The organism is Acidobacteriota bacterium, from assembly GCA_016716905.1.
Lineage (GTDB): Bacteria > Acidobacteriota > Vicinamibacteria > Vicinamibacterales > SCN-69-37 > SYFT01.
In genome coordinates, this window is sequence record JADJUS010000004.1 from 1,307,987 (window position 1) to 1,321,653 (window position 13,667).

12 protein-coding genes are annotated in these 13,667 nt (G+C 60.7%); 8 read left to right on the forward strand and 4 right to left on the reverse strand.

What is annotated here, in order from left to right:
- Nucleotides 1-23: 23 nt before the first annotated feature.
- The 3 genes from IPL75_09800 to IPL75_09810 all read left to right on the forward strand — a co-directional run bounded on the left by IPL75_09800 (nucleotide 24) and on the right by IPL75_09810 (nucleotide 4,807).
- Entirely contained in the window at nucleotides 24-2,144 is a 2,121-nt protein-coding gene (locus IPL75_09800) for an AAA family ATPase (GenBank protein MBK9240534.1), read from the forward strand.
- Complete coding sequence (locus IPL75_09805; GenBank protein ID MBK9240535.1) at nucleotides 2,141-3,427, forward strand: hypothetical protein; 1,287 nt, start codon at nucleotides 2,141-2,143, stop codon at nucleotides 3,425-3,427. Before IPL75_09800 ends, IPL75_09805 begins: the two co-directional genes overlap by 4 nt.
- 120 nt (nucleotides 3,428-3,547) lie before the next feature.
- Nucleotides 3,548-4,807, forward strand: coding sequence for an alpha/beta hydrolase (locus IPL75_09810; protein ID MBK9240536.1), 1,260 nt, complete (start codon nucleotides 3,548-3,550; stop codon nucleotides 4,805-4,807).
- 236 nt (nucleotides 4,808-5,043) lie between these two features.
- On the opposite strand, the gene IPL75_09815 is transcribed toward IPL75_09810, so the two are convergent.
- Complete coding sequence (locus IPL75_09815) at nucleotides 5,044-5,589, reverse strand: hypothetical protein (GenBank protein MBK9240537.1); 546 nt, start codon at nucleotides 5,587-5,589, stop codon at nucleotides 5,044-5,046.
- 11 nt (nucleotides 5,590-5,600) lie between these two features.
- On the reverse strand, nucleotides 5,601-6,482 hold the full coding sequence (locus IPL75_09820; GenBank protein ID MBK9240538.1) for a hypothetical protein: 882 nt from the start codon (nucleotides 6,480-6,482) through the stop codon (nucleotides 5,601-5,603).
- A 29-nt stretch (nucleotides 6,483-6,511) separates the two neighbouring features.
- On the opposite strand from IPL75_09820, the gene IPL75_09825 reads away from it, so the two are divergent.
- Nucleotides 6,512-7,423 carry an HNH endonuclease gene (locus IPL75_09825; GenBank protein ID MBK9240539.1) on the forward strand — a complete coding sequence of 304 codons (912 nt, stop codon included), beginning with the start codon at nucleotides 6,512-6,514 and terminating at the stop codon, nucleotides 7,421-7,423.
- Between the two features lie 61 nt (nucleotides 7,424-7,484).
- Here IPL75_09825 and IPL75_09830 read toward each other — a convergent pair whose 3' ends face one another.
- Both IPL75_09830 and IPL75_09835 read right to left on the reverse strand, forming a co-directional pair.
- On the reverse strand, nucleotides 7,485-11,084 hold the full coding sequence (locus tag IPL75_09830; protein MBK9240540.1) for a DUF3427 domain-containing protein: 3,600 nt from the start codon (nucleotides 11,082-11,084) through the stop codon (nucleotides 7,485-7,487).
- Nucleotides 11,081-11,587, reverse strand: coding sequence for a SprT-like domain-containing protein (locus tag IPL75_09835; GenBank protein ID MBK9240541.1), 507 nt, complete (start codon nucleotides 11,585-11,587; stop codon nucleotides 11,081-11,083). Before IPL75_09835 ends, IPL75_09830 begins: the two co-directional genes overlap by 4 nt.
- 171 nt (nucleotides 11,588-11,758) lie before the next feature.
- Between IPL75_09835 and IPL75_09840 the strand changes: the two genes are divergently transcribed.
- The 4 genes from IPL75_09840 (at nucleotide 11,759) to IPL75_09855 (ending at nucleotide 13,663) form a co-directional block, all read left to right on the forward strand.
- Complete coding sequence (locus tag IPL75_09840) at nucleotides 11,759-11,962, forward strand: type II toxin-antitoxin system HicA family toxin (GenBank protein ID MBK9240542.1); 204 nt, start codon at nucleotides 11,759-11,761, stop codon at nucleotides 11,960-11,962.
- Nucleotides 11,959-12,168: a type II toxin-antitoxin system HicB family antitoxin gene (locus tag IPL75_09845; protein ID MBK9240543.1), complete on the forward strand. Its 210-nt coding sequence runs from the start codon at nucleotides 11,959-11,961 to the stop codon at nucleotides 12,166-12,168. The genes IPL75_09840 and IPL75_09845 overlap by 4 nt, the downstream gene beginning before the upstream one ends.
- A gap of 33 nt (nucleotides 12,169-12,201) precedes the next feature.
- The gene (locus tag IPL75_09850) at nucleotides 12,202-12,816 is read left to right on the forward strand and encodes a hypothetical protein (protein MBK9240544.1); all 615 of its coding nucleotides are present in this window, start codon (nucleotides 12,202-12,204) and stop codon (nucleotides 12,814-12,816) included.
- A 514-nt stretch (nucleotides 12,817-13,330) separates the two neighbouring features.
- A complete protein-coding gene (locus IPL75_09855; GenBank protein MBK9240545.1) occupies nucleotides 13,331-13,663 on the forward strand; it encodes an XRE family transcriptional regulator in 333 nt (110 codons plus the stop codon).
- Nucleotides 13,664-13,667: the final 4 nt, after the last annotated feature.

Sequence of the window (13,667 nt, forward strand, 5' to 3'; positions counted from 1 at the left end):
GAAACAGACGGGGAGACAGCAACATGGCCGCAGCAAAAACCGCGCAGCTTGAAGAAACGTGGGATGCATTCTTGGCCGAATGGCCGATTGCGCGCCTGCGCAGGATGACCCTTCAGGAATATACGGCGGTGGGAGAGGGTCGCACGTTCACCGCCTGGATGGAGCGGCGGCTAGACAAGTTGGGGAGCATTTGGGGCGGGTCATCCTTCAAGTTTGGGATTTTTTCTCGCAAGGATAAGACGCCAAAGACCGGCGGCGGTGGTGATTCCTACACCGACGACTATGGGTGGTACACGAAGTACGGAGCGTCGCCAGAAACTGCGTTCAAGAAGATACGATCAATCGTCGTCAGCGTCGCCGAAGCTTCAGCTCGGGGCGACTACGCTGCGATTGATGCGGCAGACCTCGGAGAGAGTTACAAGTGGAAGATAGCGTTTCACTATCAAGATCGGGCGCAACCGGGTGTGGTCGCCGTGTTCAAACGGGCAATACTGAAGGCCTGGCTCAAGGGAAGAGTCGGGACGATCCCGGCGGAAACCTCGGCGCTGCATCGAGCGATTCTGTCGTTCCGCGGCGATCGAGACCTCATGGAGCTCTCTACCGAGGTCTGGGAGCAGGTCGCTGGCGTGGAATCCGACGATCCAACAGTGTCTTCAGACTCTGGGGGCGACCACGATCAGCCGCTGAATCTCATTCTGTTTGGCCCGCCAGGCACGGGGAAGACTTACCTGACGTCGGAGTTGGCTGTCAGAATCTGCGACGGGGTGGTTCCTGAAAGCCGGGAGGCTCTTACAGCCCGATACCGCGAGCTCAAGAATCTCCGCCGTATTCGATTTGTCACCTTCCACCCTTCGTTCAGCTACGAAGAGTTCGTTGAGGGCATCCGGCCGTCAACGGAAAATGGCCAAGTTACGTACTCGGTTCGGCCCGGAGTCCTCAAGCAGGTTGTTGCCGAGGCTCGCAAGCTTTTCGAAGGCAAGGATCTGTCGAGCGTATCCGTGGATGTGAAGAGCAAGAAGCTCTACAAGATGTCCCTTGGCGACTCCACAAAAAGAGAAAACGATTGGGTCTACCTGGACTGCCTGGAGAACGACTACATCTGCCACGGGTTCGGAGACGGTATCGATTTCTCGAATTGCGCCGACCTGAAAGCGATTCGCCGGCAATACAAGGCCGCGAGGCCCGACGGCAAGGACGACGACTTTGCCATCACTGCGGTGAATCGCTTCAAACACGAGGTCAAGACAGGTGACTTGGTACTCGTGTCGGATGGGAATACTCACTTCCGAGCCATCGCTCAGGTTACAGGGCCGTACGCCTATTTGGCACGCGAGGAGGGATATGAGCATCGTCGGGCCGTGAAGTGGCTCTGGACGTCTGCTGACCGCGTGCCCATAACGGCCGTATCCACGAAGCGTTTGTCGCAGATGACGATCTACCTGATTGACCAGGCGGCCGTGAAGTGGGCCGCGCTCCAGGAGTTAGTGACTCCAAGCCGAGAAGGCGGCAAGGCGCCCAATTGCGTGTTGATTATCGACGAAATCAACCGGGCGAACCTGGCCAAGACGTTTGGGGAACTTATCACGTTGCTGGAGCCGAGCAAACGACTAGGGGAGTCGGACGAGCATGAGACCGAGTTGCCGTACAGCGGCGAGTGGCTGGGCGTGCCACCGAACCTCTATGTAATTGGAACAATGAATTCCGCCGACCGGTCTATCGCGCTCATGGACACCGCGCTCCGACGCCGGTTCAACTTCAGAGAGATGACACCTCGACTCGACTTACTGAGGAAGGACGTCGAGGGCATTGATCTGCAAATGCTCTTGGAGGCGATGAACATCCGAATCGAAGATCTCTTTGACCGTGATCACGTCATCGGCCATTCCTATCTAATGGAAGTCGATACATTCGACGAGCTGGTGATTCGTTTTCAGAGCCAGATTATTCCACTGCTTCAGGAATACTTCTTTGAGGACTGGCAGCGCATCCAGCGCGTATTTAATGACATTGGAGCCCCGGCGGACTTGCAGATCGTTCAGGTGTTCCAGGCGTCCAAGAACTCCGGCACGACTCAGGAGAAGGGACGTCGGTTCAGGGTCAACCCGGTCATCTCGCCGGCAGCGATCCAGAAGATCTATTCGTGAGACTGACCGTCGTCGAGCAGCGTGAGCTGAAGGTCGGTGCGTCTGGCGGCGAGGAGCTCGGGGCGATCAGCCTGGGGGCTGCTGGTGCGCTCATGGACCTAGCAGAGCGAATGGGCACCAGGATTGCGGTTTGGCAAAGTCCAAGCGCGCTCCGTCTCCAGCAGTACGTTGGGTTCGTCCGAGTTGGGGACCTTCAATTAGAGATTCTTCCAAAGCTGGACGCGCTTGCGGACCCGGTCAGCATCCGGCGGAGCCTCCTTGGCATGCTTGCCGTGACACAGGTCCTGGAGGTCCAGGCGTCAGAGCTCGTCGACTTCTCCGAGAGCGACGAGCCGTTCATTGGAGCGGTCGCTCGGCTCTACTGCCGTCGGCTGGCTAGTGCCGTGCGGCGGGGCCTTAGACAGGAGTACGTTGTTTGCGCAGAAGTCATCCCTCGAGTCCGCGGCAAGATTGATTGGTCTGCGCAAGCGAGAGCGCAAGCCAAGCAAACACTGGAGTTCAACTGCATCTTCGATGAGCGTTCAGAGGATACGCCATTGAACAGGACTCTGAAGGGGGCGCTACTCGAGGCAGGGCGCTTGCTTGAGGGAAGCAAAACAGCGAGTCTTGTCAACGAGCTTCGATACGCAATGGCTGGGATCTCTGACTCTGGTCCAACCGCGGAGCAGCGCGCTCGAATTCGTACAGATCGAACCAGTCAGCAGTTGAAGCCCCTTCTGACACTCGCGAAGCTAATTCTCGGTAGGCACAGTCCCGATCTGGGGCGCTCAGCCCAGGGCGACCGAAGTTCGTATGCGGTCGTCTGGGACATGAATGTCCTGTTCGAGGAATACGTCGGGCGGCTCACGCGCGCGGCGTTGGAACGAAATGGGCGCGAAGTCGAGTTGCAGGAGAGCACTCACCTGGCGACAGATATGAACCGCAAGAAGAAGACCTTCTTCTTCAAGCCAGACATCGTGGTCCGTCTTGACGGGAAGCCCGAAGCGGTGATCGATACAAAGTGGAAGGAGCTCGACCCAAAGGCCGAGAATCTCGGTGTCTCCGTGTCAGACATCTATCAGGTGCTGGCATATGCCCATCGATATGCCACGAGCCTGGCGGTACTCATCTATCCGCACCGCAGGGTTCTTGGCCCTCCGGGCCTTCAAAGAGAATTCCTGGTCCGGGGCGAGGACGACGACGCGATACGAGTCCGTGTGTTCACCGTGGACCTTAGTAGCCTTGAGGCAGTTGCATCGCAGTTGGGGCGGATCTGTACGGACAGCGGTGATGGAGCGCATTGATGTGGCGTTGGGTTAAAGTGTCTGCCCGGCACCGAAGGATCGCCGTGTTCGCGCCTCGTCCGGGGGTTCTACGGGCTTGGCAGGCCCCCCAAGTGACAGGAATCCGGAGGCTGGACTCACATGGATGAAAGCATTCGGCACCTCTTCGACAACCGTCCAATCCACGTAGTCCAGACGCTCAGTGGAACCTACGGCGTATCGGCGACTGCGTGGCTGTCAAGTCAGACACGAAACGGCCTCGAGACCGTACTCGTCGAGGCACGCCTGCCGCCGGACCTCGAAGTGGAGAGAACCATCGAGCCTCCCTTCGGGTCCACTTTGATCGCTCGCCACTTTGTTCAAGGTCCAGCCGACTCTCGCTATACCGTTCGAACTGAACTCAGTCAGGACGGAATCAACGTCCCGTACCAATTCAGTGAGGTTGGAATCCTCGGCGCGAAGGAAGAGGCCGAGCACTTCTCCAAAATCGTTGGCGACGACGCGCCGGTTCGTTGGAAGATGGAGGTATCGAACATATCGGGGCGGATCCCGCACGAACTTCCCAGAGGGGGAGAACGGCTTCAAGCGGAGAAGGGTCGCTCCCATGTGCAGAGGGAGATTCGAGACTACACGGTATGGTTTGGAACGAATCGGACGCCAATTCTAAGGGCCGGGACCGTCGTAGATTTCGGAACGAATCGAAGTGACGTGGTCCGCTTGGGAACTTGTCGAGTGTCAATTCCGAAGAGTCACCAACTAGGGTCGATCGGGAGCAGCAAATGGACGCGGCTGCGGTCTGGGGTAGATGACCGACTCGTCGTCTGGGACGTGGCTGTGTTAGCGGCAGAAGAATATTGGCACCAACTGCGCTCGGCTGTGGCAGGCGCACTCGAAGATGAGCGCGACGCCGTGGTCTTCTTGCACGGATATCGAACGACGTTTAGGGATGCGGCCAGGCGCGCGGCCCAACTGGGCGTTGATCTTGGAATTTCAGGAGTGATGGCTTTCTACAGTTGGCCATCGAAGGGTAAAGTCCTTGGCTACGGCGCGGACGTTGCCAGTGTTGAGGCCAGCGAGAACTCGATTGCCGACTATCTGACTAGAGTCGCAAGGGACTCGAGCGCGAAGAAAGTTCACATAATCGCGCATAGCATGGGCAATCGGGCGCTCTTGAGAGCAGTCAACAGAATCGCTTCAACTGCTGGAACAGCGTCAGGAGTGCGATTTAGCCAAATTGTCATCGCGGCCGCAGATGTGGATACTGGCCTGTTCGAGAATCTGAGTGCGGCGTATGCTCTGGTGTCCGAGAGGACCACGATGTACGTGTGTCCTAGGGACGTGGCGCTCGGTCTCTCACGATTTCTTCACCAGCCCCGCGAGCTGGCTTCACGCCGCCGGTAATCATTGTCAATGGTGTGGATACAGTGAGTGTGGAGAATCTGGACCTGACGAGATTCGCGCATGGTTATGTCGCTGACGCAAGGGAACTACTGGGCGACGTCCATTCACTGTTCCGACATGGCGCCGCACCTTCGGATCGTTTCGGGCTTCGACAAGTGACGGTGCCTAACGGGAATTACTGGGAGTTCGCGAAGTGATTTAGATGTGGAGTGGATACCACGGAACACGCGCGCGATTCAATGAGAGTGACCGGCTGTCACATCTCCGAGGGCATCATCGGCGGAATCCAGCAGTAGCAGGAAGGCCTCCTCGGGGCCGAAGTCCTTTCCAGGGACCAGAAACAGGCGTCGGTCGCTCTTCTTTGTCACGGCGCCAAGAGTCACCCTCTTGTCCCGGCCTGCGACGTCCGAGAACGGCACCATGACGCCTTTCTCAGTCCAGGCATTCGAGAACGCCACCACCGGCGCGCTCAGCCGCTTCGGTTTCCAGTAGAGACCAAGCGAGAGCCATACTCGCTCCTTGGTCTCGCTCAGACGTGGGAGTGCGCCAAGAACCCAGGCTTGGATGTACCGGTCTCCTGAGCCAATCACTTTGCCGGTCTCCATGTTGCCTTCTGCGTCACGCCTTGGTTGGAAGTTTTTCCACGTTGTCTTCTCGCTGAATGCCGAAATGATCGCATCCACGACGGACGCCTGGAAATAATCGACCGTATCTCGTGCGTCGGGATACCGCTCCAAACCAACTCGGAGGAATTGTGCTTTGCCTGTTTCATCGAGCATCAAAAACACCCCATCTAGCGAAATAGGGCCACGGCGACGCGCAGCCCATGAAGACTCAATGAACGCGGCCACTGTGCAGCCGCTGTGCAGGAACTCACCTGGAGCAGGTCTTGCTCAATGGCGCCACAGAAAGCATGCGCCCACACACGCCACCGTGTGGATTCACCTACATCCAAGGGTAAGGCACGCCGGAGGGCCTTGGCGACGTGATGCCAACTGAGACAGTGAACTCGATCGTGCATGCCCGGCTGGACACCACACGCCGCGCTCCAAGCATCTTCTTGAGTGGGGAGCAGAAGTACGACGTCGGACCGTCGCGCTAATGATGTGAACCGCCGCTGCATCTTGTGGGCGGTTTCAAACGTCTTGCCAAGGTTCGGGTCGCCGACCTTGACTTCAACGTGTGTGTACGACGAATCCGGCCACTGGATAACAAGGTCGGCGCGATAGCCTTCATGAAGAACCTCGCGGTGAATGTCCGGTCGCACGTACGATTCTGGACCGCGGCCCTCGAACGAGCCGAACAATGCGACCGCAAGCTGACCCGTGTTGGATTCCATGAGGAGCTGCGCAAGCCAGTCGGACCAGTCCTCCTCACGGTCGCGACGCAGGGGCAGGAATGATGTCCAATCGCTTGCCGTAGGATCGCCCCCGAGATCGGCGAGCAGCTCATCGGATTGGGCGCGGCGCTGGCCAAGCCAGTCGCGTTCCACACCGAGGTGTTTCTCAATTGCAGCTGCCCACTCGTTGACGCCCACCCAAGACATCAAATTTGTCTCCACTGGGCGCGTGAAGTCATCAAAGGCAGACCAGTCGCGGACATTGCTGGGAGTGTATCTGCGGGAGGCGCCCGTGTCGACAAGCATCAAAATGGTTTCGTCAATGTTGACGCCCATCAGTCTTGGCAGTACCTTTTCTGAACCTGATGACCGGCTACATCGCCAACACCGACAGAAGCTGGTTCGACTTCCTCCGATCGCAGGGGCCGCAGGAGGAAGTGAACTTCTGGAGCCCGTCGGCCCACAGCGTCTTCAGAGGCCCTGTTGGGAGTCCGTTCTTCTTCAAGCTGAAGTCTCCCGACAACGCGATCGGCGGATACGGTGTCGTGTCGTGGGCTGACCGGATGCCGGAGTGGCTGGCATGGGAATGTTTTGGGCAAGGCAACGGCGCCCCTAACCTCGCTGCGATGCAGGCCCAGATCGAACGACTCCGAAAGAGCAGCGACATTCAGGGCCGAGACTCCCTCGACCAAATCGGGTGCATCATTCTTTCGCGTCCGGTCTTCTTCCCGCCCGAACTCTGGATTCCACAGCCGACTGATTGGAAGAAGAACAACCTGCGCTACGCGGGCTATGACCTGACGACTGGCGAGGGTGCCCGCGTGTGGCGCGAATGCCAGCTGCGCGTTGAAGGGTTGGCGGTTGTCGCGGGCGCGGACCGATACGGACAGCCGGTGCTGGTGGCACCAAGGCTTGGGCAAGGCACGTTCCGCCTTGCAGTGACAAAGGCTTATGGCGGAGCGTGTGCGATGACGGGGGAGCATTCCTTGCCGGCGCTCGAGGCCGCCCACATCAGGCCGTATGGAGACGACGGCGAGCACGAGGTGCGCAATGGCATCCTGCTTCGATCCGACATGCACAGACTGTTTGACCGCGGATACATGACGGTGACGCCGGAGCACCGAATCGAAGTGAGTCGGCAGTTGAAGGAGCACTTTAGCAACGGCAAGTCGTACTATCCACTGCACGGAACGGCGGTTGCCTTGCCAAAGCGGCAGGTAGATCTACCGGATGCCGCATTTCTCCAGTGGCACAACGAGCACGTGTTCAGGGCATGAGGATTGACTGGACGCAGGGTGAAGTCGAGTTGGTCGTCGCTGGCTACTTCGCCATGCACTTTCACTCCCCAGGCACCCTAAAGTCGCTCCGCAGCCGTTCAGGCACTTCCTGACGAAGGCGCCACTTCACCGTGATCGGCCCATCGCCGTCCCAGCTCATGAACTCGACCGGGCCACAGTACACGAACGGACTCGCCTTGCCCTCTTTCGTCTTCGAGCGATAGCGGACGAACAAGAGGACTTCAATGGCAAGCGCCTGGTGGTCGCGGATGGACCGGCCAGGCTTGCTGTCTTGGCTCGTCTGGTTCTGACTCTGCCACTCAAACTCCGTGGGCGACAGGAAGCGATCCTCGTACCTGTGCTGGTCAGCCGCTGTGCTCTTGTCGAGCGTCACCAGGAGGAAGGTCTTGTCGCCCCGTGGGACGAAGCCCTGCTGCCACACGGCCGTGTTGAACTCCAGTCCGAAGAGACGAGGAATCTGTTCCCTGGAGTAGCTCTTCCACAACACGGGAGACACGACCCCGGCTCCCGTGGGAGACATCGTCCAGGTGTCGCCAGCCTTGGTGAGCAACACCTGATGGCGAGTGCCCGGCGCGCCGGCATCAGCGCCAAACCAACCGCGCAACAGGGCCGGCAGTTCGTTGCGCTCGGCTCCCTGTCGTGATGCGGTATTCAGGGCGATCTTCGCGAAGTTGCCTCGATAGGTCGTGCGGTCCGCAGTGAAGTCCGTCCATCCCTCAGGCATGCCAGGATGGCTCTCACGATTGAGCGGCATGAGTATGGGGTTGCCGTTCGCCTGATTGACCTTGATGAGGTAGCTGCCCTCCGCCACCTCGGGCCTGGCCAGATACTCCGCAAGGCGCCACTCCACGAGTTCTCGCGTGAGCTCCTGCAGTGCCGACCGAGACTGGGCGGGGACATTCACCGTCGATGCAAACACCGCGTCGTCTACGGTGAAGAAGGGCTGGCCGTCATGGTCGGCGCCGGATGTCCACGCCTTGACGGGATTCTCCTTGAGGTGCGCGCGAAGCGACACGTCGGTGGCGAGCGCACTGCCGAAATCGGCGAAGACATCTGCCTGACGCTCGGCCACCTGGCGAACCGCTGCCACCAGGTCATCAAGACGAATGGACCCAGGAAACGCATCCCGATTGAGCATCGCAAGGAGAGTGACCATCTTGAAGCTCCTGGTCATCCGAGTCACTTCAAGCGCGTCGAGAAACGCTGCGGCCTCGGCTGCAGCTCGCTCATGATCTGGCGCAAGGCTCTTCAGAGTTCTCAGGAACCCGAACCACGACCCGAAGTTCCCTCGCACTGACCGAGGCAAATATCCATCCCTGTACGCTTCGAGCGCGGTGGGACGGACACCGTGGATGTCCACAAAGTCTTGCACGTAGATTCGCAGTGCTTCTGATGGCGTCGGCGTAGACCTCAGAAGGCCCTTGAGAATGTCGATGGCCGCCAGGTCGTAGGTCACCGAACAGCCTGGCGGTATCTGGGCTGTGCCGGCCTGGTACTGCTCGATGAGATTCTGGATGTTCTGATCGCCCGGTGACAGGTTGAAGAGGGTCTGAGGCTTCAGCAGGAACGTTCGGTGATTGCCGATGTAGTCGATGACGGCCAGGCGTTTGTCGGGCGACGCCTTTCGCAATCCGCGACCGAACTGCTGCAGCCAGAGAATCTTGGACTCCGTTGGCCGGAGCATCATCACCGTATCGAGGTCGGGCAGGTCGACGCCTTCATTAAACATGTCCACCGCGCAGACGACATCCAGCTCGCCGGCTTGCAGACGTTCCAGCGACAGTGTCCTGGGGTCGCTTGTGGGGCCGGAGTGAACGGCCGCCGCCCGCTTGCCGTGCCGCCGAAGGAACTCGGCCATGAAGTCGGCATGCCGCTGCGATACGCAGAACGCAAGTGCCCGTCGACCACCGCGCAGGTTCAACTGCTCAAGCGCATTGTCAGCCCGGGAAATGGTGGCAACCGCCGTTGTGAGAGCTTCTTCGTCAAACCTGCGGCTTCGCCAGGGAATGTTGGTGTAGTCAACTTCGTCCGGCACCCCGAAGTAATCGAACGGGCACAGAAGGTCGCGCGTGATGCCCTGTCCGAGGTCGCAGCGAAAGACAAGGTTGCCGCCGCAGAGCTCAAGCAGGTCGGCCCCGTCGCTCCGCTCAGGCGTGGCCGTCAGGCCAAGCAGGTACTGAGGCTGAAAGTGCTGCAACAGCCGCCGATAGGTGGCCGCTGAGGCGTGATGGAATTCGTCGATGACGACGTAGTCGAAATGATCCTCGGGGAAACGATCGAGATGCGTTTGCCGGCTGAGCGTTTGAATGGACGCGAAGAGCACATTGGCGTTGGGATGTTTCTCATCGCCGGTGTAGTGACCGAGATAGTCCTCTGGCCGAATGCGACGATACGTCGCCATCGCCTGGTCCAGGATTTCCTCTCGATGCGCAACAAACAGGACGCGCTTGAATTCGCGGGAATCAAAGGCGCTCAGCCACGTCTTGCCAAGACCCGTGGCCAGCACCACGAGGCCGGCTGTGGCTCCATCGCGCCGGCTGGCTTGTAGGGCCACAAGAGCATCCCGCTGGATGGAATGAGGGTCTGGGATGTTCAGGGGCTCAGCGGCTGGTGGAGCTGGTGCGTCAGGCAGAATGGCCATGGGCCGAACCGCACGCCTCGCCTTGTACTCGTCCACCCATTCATTGGTGAGAGCCGTCGTTGCCGGATCGTGAAAGAGGGCGTCGAAGGCTCTGCGGATCTCCCCAAAACCCTCTTCGTCACGAGATTCGACGACGCGGTAGTTCCATTCGACGCCGTCCTGAAGTGCAGACCGGCTCATGTTGGAACTGCCGACAAATGCCGTGTCGGTGCCATCGGCGTGGCGAAAGATGTAGGCCTTCGGGTGGAAGGCCGTGGGCAGGCCGGCCCCACTGGTCCACCCGGCGGTCGTCTGATACACGCGGCGAGCGATTGAGCCCGAACCCGGGGAGAGGTCAAGGAGTTGCAGGAGGGCCACGGGATCTGTGGCGTCCATGTAGTCGCCGGTCAGCAGCCGGACGTGGCCGCCGCGACTGAGCGTCTCGGCCATCGCACTTCGAAGCAGGTCAACGCCGCTCTTCATCACAAAGGCGACAGCAATGTCGACGTTAGTGGCCGTTGCCAGCTGAAGCTTCAGCTGAGGGAGCAACGGATCGGTGGCGCCGCCGGTCGTTAACAGGACTCCGGCCTTGGCGTTTGGAGGCACAGCACTGGGCGTGGCGCCGAGCAGGTAGTTCCCCTTGGCGGGGATGACGTGACGCACGCCGCCGCGTGGGTCGGGAACGTCGCCCTCGTACCTTGGGATCACGTGCACATGCAGGTGGAAGATCGTCTGCCCAGCCGCGCGGCCGGCGTTGATCCCGATGTTGTAGCCGTGCGGGGCAAAGCGCTGCTCGAGCATTGCCTTCGCCCAGTCCATCGCCTGGACCAGGGCCAGCTTCTCTTCGTCAGTGGCGTCGAACCATGAGGCGACATGCCGCCTGGGCACAAGCAGTGTGTGACCTGGGGAAACCGGGAAGCCATCCCACATCCCGATGACCAGAGGCGATTCGTAGATCACCTGGTCCGTGCTGGGCGCACAGAACGGGCACAGTGAGTCTGGAGCGATGGGGGCCGTCATCGCGCGCGCGTCGTCCTCGTGATGTCGAGCGCGCCATCGAGGCCCACCTCTGCACAGGCCCGGCACCGCCAGCCGGTCACCGGTCGCTTTGCGATTCGAACCATGTGGCACACCGGGCAACGGTGCTCGTATCGCGTAGACGTGGCCCCTGTTCGCTTGGCGACGGGGACTCGGGCAGTGGTCATCTTCGCTCGAGCCGCCACTCCAGCCGCCTTCACCAGGGCTTGCCATTCCTCGCCGTGAGCCGATGCGCCGTGGCCATGTCGAATGTGTACGGCGGCGTGCGCCAGCTCGTGTGCCAGCACTTCGCTCCGGCGCGACCGAAGGGCGAGGAACCGGACGCCGACTTCAATTGTTCTGGTATCTCGCTTGTAGCGGGCCAGTGTGGTTGTGAGCCGGCGATTCAGTCGGATTGAGACGCGGTCTGGTAGCGAGGGCACTGACCACAGGCGAGCCAGGGCGTCCGCTTCGTTCTTCAGTTGCGCGGTAATCGTCTGGCTCACCGCGGCGATCGTGCGCAATGGCGCGGGCGGTGTCAACTCTGGGAGCGCAGATTGTTCAATGCATCCCGGCGTGAGTACGCAGAAACTGCGCCGTGCTGAGGTCGGGCTGCGTCGAAAGCAAACAAATCGCGGCCCAAAGAGCTGGCCCAGTCCTTGCGCTGAAGGCTGCTCGTGAAGGTCCGCGAGATTATTGAGGAGTTGGAGTCTCAGGGTTGGTACCAAGTCGACCAGACGGGCAGCCACCGCCAATTCAAACATCCGAGTCGGCAGGGTCGCGTCACTGTTGCAGGGCGGGAGAGTGCCGACCTGACTCTGACCACCCTGCGCAGCATCTATCGCCAAGCCGGTTTAGACTGGAGCAGGAGGAAGCGATGACATACGCCGTGCTCATCGAACAAGGGCCCACCAGCTTCGGGGCCACCGTGCCGGATCTGCCTGGCTGCGTGGCGGTGGCGGATACCCGCGAAGAGGCCGAGCGCTTGATCCAGGAGGCCATCGCCCTCCATCTCAAGGGCATGCGGGAGGACGGTCTCCCAGTGCCTCGACCCACGACCCAAGTGGCCACGGTCGACGTCGCGTAGCCACTGGCTTGCGGCACCTCGGCCGGATGTCACGTGCCCGCTGGCCCTGACGACATGACGACCGCCGAACTCGTCCCCACGCCGGACCTCTTCACACACCCGAGCCACCTTCACGGACAGCGCCATGTGGCGCGCGTCATGATTCACGCGTTCCGGCTGATCGAGGCCACCGGGTGGACGCACCTGGCCACCCGGCTGTGGGGCGCGGTGTATCTGCACGACCTGGCCCGCACGCACGATGGCGTGTGCCACCGGCACGGCGCCGACGCGGTCGAACGGTGGCGCACGTCAGCGGCGCTCGCCCAGACCCTGGCCTCTCGGGGGCTTCACTACGCTGAGGAACCCGGCCTGCAACGGGCGGTGACCCTGCACTGTAAGCCGAATCACTTCGAGCCCGACCGGGCCGACCCGGATTGGCCGCTCATCGCCCTGCTCAAGGACGCCGACGGCCTGGATCGGGTGCGCCTGGGCGACCTCGATCCGTCCTACCTCCGTCTCCCCGAGTCACTAACGATGGTGGCCTTCGCGCAGCGGCTGTTCGATGACACCCATTGGTCGATTCCCGAAGGGCCGGGGCTCTTCGGCGCGCTGCTCGAGGCTGCCGGCGCGATTGGGGGACGTCCGGTGGCGCTGCCGGCTGGACTGTAGGGGCTACCGTCCTCGTAGGGCGGCCTGGGTTTTAAGGCCGCCAGGACCGCGGCGTTGAGGTGCACGCCGCGCTACGAAATGCGCGCCTGCTGCGGCTATCCGCCACGCGCTTGGTTTTGACGTCGATGAACCGAGATCAATCCCAAGTGGGCTCAACCGGCACGGTCGCCCGGCAAACACGCGTCAAGAACTCGCGCTCGTCGCCCCGGCGCGCTGGACGTTGGCTTTCGTCGTGCGCCAGAAACGCCGGAGCCGGGCACGACGTTTGCACGCGAAGAGGGAATGCCGGATACCGCCATGCGGCCTGAACGCGTTGCCTCGGCCATCGTCGTGATCCGACGGCACCAGATGCAAACGACGCCACCTCGGTCGAAGGTAAGAAACGGCGCATGGATATCGGTCCGGGGTCATGACTTACCCACCGCAACGGTGAATTGAGCGACATTCCAATATGTGGATACTGGTATACTTGGCGCCGCCGCCGAGCGACGCCACCATGAGAGGCAGAAGGCCAATGAAGAAGACCACCCGAATCAAAGTTGAACAGAGCAGTGGGAACGTCTTCGCTGATCTTGGCTTCCCTGACCCCGAACTTGAGCGCTTCAAGGCCACGCTCATGCTGCAGATCTATCGCATCATCACGGCGCGAAAGCTGACCCAGGCAGAGGCGGGCAAAGTGCTGGGGATCAGGCAGCCCAACGTGTCTCGATTGATGCGTGGCAGTACGGGCGCCTACTCGGTGGAGCGTCTGATTGAATTCCTGACCGCCCTTGGCCAGGACGTCGAGGTCGTCATCACGCCGACGCGCAAGAAACAGGGCGCCATGTCCGTCGTCGTCGCGACCTGACCGA

Bases quoted from the DNA above. Each gene is read 5' to 3' on its own strand.
- IPL75_09825 (MBK9240539.1), top strand. From the start codon at position 6,512: ATGACCGGCTACATCGCCAACACCGACAGAAGCTGGTTCGACTTCCTC.
- IPL75_09830 (MBK9240540.1), bottom strand. From the start codon at position 11,084: ATGACGGCCCCCATCGCTCCAGACTCACTGTGCCCGTTCTGTGCGCCC.
- IPL75_09800 (MBK9240534.1), top strand. From the start codon at position 24: ATGGCCGCAGCAAAAACCGCGCAGCTTGAAGAAACGTGGGATGCATTC.
- IPL75_09820 (MBK9240538.1), bottom strand. From the start codon at position 6,482: ATGGGCGTCAACATTGACGAAACCATTTTGATGCTTGTCGACACGGGC.
- IPL75_09810 (MBK9240536.1), top strand. From the start codon at position 3,548: ATGGATGAAAGCATTCGGCACCTCTTCGACAACCGTCCAATCCACGTA.
- IPL75_09855 (MBK9240545.1), top strand. From the start codon at position 13,331: ATGAAGAAGACCACCCGAATCAAAGTTGAACAGAGCAGTGGGAACGTC.
- IPL75_09845 (MBK9240543.1), top strand. From the start codon at position 11,959: ATGACATACGCCGTGCTCATCGAACAAGGGCCCACCAGCTTCGGGGCC.